Consider the following 2,819-nt stretch of genomic DNA (forward strand, 5'->3'; position numbering starts at 1 on the left):
GGCTGGGCACAGCTCGACCCCGTCGAAGCCCGGCAACGGGCCACCATCGTGTTCAGCCGCTGGCTCACCCTGCTCCGCGGCCTGATCGGCTCCCAACGCGTCGGCGAGCACCCCGTCCCCGTCGGACCCAGCGAAGAAGCCGTCCTCGATGCCGCCCTACGCCTGCTCACCGGGTACGCCACCGGCAACACCACCCTGACCGAGACCACCATCCCCGCCCTGTGGCACCTGCTCGACGAACCACCAACGCAACTCGTCCAGGAGTGCCGGTTCGCGTCCGTCCGCCACTTCCTCGACGAAACCCGGCTGCTGCGCGACTCGCTGGGCCAGCTGGTCGGCGGCAGCCTGCGCGGCCTTTTCGACGACCACACCACCATCAACCTCGACTGGGACGCACCCATCCAGTCGCTGTCGCTGTCCCGGCTCGAAGGGCTCGGCGACGAAGCCGTCGGCATGGCAATGATGTGCCTCAACAGCTGGGGACGGGCCATGCGCGAAGTCGCCGAACCTGGCGACCTGCGGATCGTGGTCCGCGACGAATCATGGAAGCAACTGCGGCTCGGAGTGGAAGCGGTGAAGAGCTTCGACGCCGACCTGCGCCTGTCCCGACGCGACGGCGACATCCAGTTCGCGATCGCCCACAAACCCTCCGACATGCTCTCGGCCGGGGACGCGACCTCGCAGGCGTCGGCGATCGCCAAGGACCTGCTCCACCTGGCCGACACCAAGATCCTCCACGGCCAGGACCAGAAGGTCGCCGACGAACTCCAAACCCTCCTCGGCCTGCCACCGATCACCACCGGGCTGGTCACCGACTGGTGCCGCCAAGCCCCCGGACGGGCCGTCTGGCTGGTCGGCGAAACCGTCCACAAAGTGCAGACCGTTCTGCACCCTGCCGAACACGCCCTCACCTGGACCAACCAGGCGTTGGCCGCCGCTCGTTAGAACTCCGAGACGATCATGAAGACGCTCGCTCTGCTGCTCGGCCCGATCCTCGCCCTCACCCTCGGGCTCCCGATTGGGACGATCGCCATCGCCACCGCGGTCGTCGCCCCGGCCGTTGCCGAGCAGGTTCGGATCGACCCGTGCAGCGCCTACCTTGACCAGGCCAACTTGGACCTCACCGGCGGCGAGGAAGCCGGCGTCGGGTTCGAACTCCCCAAATGGGGCAGTCCTCGCCACCAGTCGCTGACCAGCCCCGCCCTAGCGATCCCCGCAGCGGTGAAGAAGCTGTACCTGGCCGCTGGCGACGCGTATCAGGTGCCGTGGGAGCTGCTGGCCGGGATCGGGATGGCCGAGACCAGGCACGGCCGCAACAACGCCACCTCCAGCGCGGGCGCGCAGGGGCTGATGCAGTTCATGCCGCGCACCTTCGCCGCCTACGGCGTCGACGGCAACCAGGACGGACGCCGCGACATCCACAACGACGCCGACAGCATCTTCTCCGCCGCCAACTACCTCACCGCCTCCGGCGTCACCCGCGGCACCCAAGGCGTCATCAAAGCCCTGTGGGCCTACAACCACTCGATCAGCTACCGCAACGACGTCCTCTACTTCGCCTGGAGCTACGCGGGCCAAGGCGACAGCATCGTGGTGGCCGGCGACCACGAGGACTGCGGCGACGGGCTCGGGGACGGCAATCCCGACCTGCCATCCCTGACCTCGGCGAGGGTCGCGGTCATGTTCGCGTGGGCCGCCAAGCAGAAGGGCAAGCCGTACATCTGGGGCGGGACAGGGCCGGGCGGCTACGACTGCTCCGGGTTCGTCGGTGCCGCGTTCCGTCAGATCGGCATCCGGCTGCCGCGTACCGCCGAGTCCATGCGGCTGTGGGCCCACAAGAACGCCTACCGCGTCCCCGCCTCGCAAGCCCGCCCCGGCGACCTGGTGTTCACCAACACCTGGCGCGGACCTTACAAGGCCGGCCACGTGATGCTCGTCTTCGACCCTGACAAACACACCAGCTGGGAAGCCCGAGGACGCGGCGTCCGGATCTACGACTACACCGACTTCGCCGGCCACCGCATGTACCAGTTCTGGCGCATCGGCAACCTCACCGACTGACACCTTCCGAAGGAGCAGACCATGCCACAACAGCCCCCACCGCGGCTGCGGATCACCGAACCGGCCGAGGTCGCCCAGATCATTCCCTACCTGGTCGGGTTCACCCCGGAGAACTCGCTTGTCGTCTCCGCCCTGCAGGACGGCCAGGTCCAGGTCACCGCCCGGGTCGACCTCGTCGATGTCCAGCGCCGTGGCGGCGTCGAAGACCTCCTCGACCGGATCTGGTCGAGGTTCCCCGGGGCCGGCGCGGTCGCGGTCGCCTACACCGACGACCACCTCGCCGGCTGGGACGTCCTGTCCCGGGCCGACGCGTGGCTGCCCTATGGCGCCACGACCCTGCTCGTCGATGCCGACACCTGGCACACTCCCGACGGCACCAGCGGCCCCGTCGACCAGGCCGGCTCCGCCGCCAGCCAAGCCGCTCAGTACGGGCTGCAACACCTGCCCAGCCGCGCCGACCTCGCGGCCCGATTCGCCAGCCCGCCCGACAGGGAGCGGCTCGACCGGCAAGCCGCCGAAGCCATAGACGCCCTGCCTCAACCCGGCGACACCACCGGCATCATCCACCTCACCGCCCAGCTGATCGACCGCAACCTGCCCACCGACGAAAGCGAACCCACCTCGATCAGCGTGCGAGACGCCGTGCAGCTGTCCGTGCTCGCCCAGCACCCCGCCGCCCGCGACCTGGCCCTGCTGCGGATCGACCGCGACCACGCCGGGCAACACCTCGCCCTGTGGCAGAACGTCGTCCAGAACAG

The 2,819-nt window shown here is 69.2% G+C and carries 2 protein-coding genes and 1 pseudogene; all 3 read left to right on the forward strand.

Features of this window, described 5'->3' with window-relative positions; all coding sequences use genetic code 11:
* Nucleotides 1–945 (forward strand): annotated as a pseudogene (locus VB080_RS01735) (ATP-binding protein); the annotation flags it as partial.
* Nucleotides 946–960: 15 nt separating this feature from the next.
* Nucleotides 961–2,061, forward strand: a complete 1,101-nt coding sequence (locus VB080_RS01740; RefSeq protein ID WP_323416695.1) for a bifunctional lytic transglycosylase/C40 family peptidase — start codon at nt 961–963, stop codon at nt 2,059–2,061.
* A gap of 21 nt (nt 2,062–2,082) precedes the next feature.
* Nucleotides 2,083–2,819: DUF4192 family protein (locus VB080_RS01745; RefSeq protein ID WP_323416696.1), on the forward strand; the 737-nt coding region annotated here is incomplete at its 3' end.

Source organism: Propionicimonas sp., assembly GCF_034927565.1.
Lineage (GTDB): Bacteria > Actinomycetota > Actinomycetes > Propionibacteriales > Propionibacteriaceae > Propionicimonas.

Excerpts from the sequence above, each read along its gene's own strand:
- VB080_RS01740 (WP_323416695.1), top strand. The coding sequence starts at position 961 with ATGAAGACGCTCGCTCTGCTGCTCGGCCCGATCCTCGCCCTCACCCTC.